This window comes from Blastococcus sp. KM273128 (genome assembly GCF_021698975.1).
In the GTDB taxonomy this organism is placed as follows: Bacteria; Actinomycetota; Actinomycetes; order Mycobacteriales; family Geodermatophilaceae; genus Blastococcus.
Map to the genome: position 1 here is coordinate 1 of NZ_SSXA01000183.1, position 500 is coordinate 500.

A 500-nucleotide genomic window follows, 5' to 3' on the forward strand; every position below is an offset into this window, starting at 1 on the left:
CGCAGCCCGTACCGCTCGACCAGCGCGCCGCTGACCCCGCCGAGCAGGCCCGCCGCACCCAGGACGCACCAGAGCGCGCCGCTCACCACCGCGGAGAGCGAGGGTCGTGCGCAGGGGGTGGTCAACAGCGGCACCGGGGCCGGTGTGGTGGCCGGCGGCCTGCTGGTGCTCGCCGCCCCCGATGCCTGGCGGGCGGCCTGGCTGGGGTTCGCCGTCCTGGCGCTCGCCGTCACCTGGGCCGCCGACCGCTCCGCCCGCTGGCCGGGTCCCGTCGCGCCGTCCGACCCCGCCGACCGGCCGTGGCGCGCGCTGGCCCGGCCGACGACCGCGGCCCTCCTCGCGGGCGCGGGGTGCGCCGGTGTCTGGACGTTCGGGCGGGACCTGATGACCGGGGCGGGTGGGCTCTCCGCGGTGGTGAGCGGCGCGCTCTGGTGCGTCCTGGGTGCGGCGGGCCTGCTCGGCGGGGTCAGCGGCGCGCTGGTCGAGCGGTACGGGCTGCG

At 80.2% G+C, this 500-nt stretch carries 1 pseudogene; it reads left to right on the plus strand.

Annotation, left to right across the window (positions count from 1 at the left end):
• Positions 1–117: 117 nt before the first annotated feature.
• Positions 118–500: pseudogene (locus E9529_RS21500) on the plus strand (MFS transporter); the annotation flags it as partial.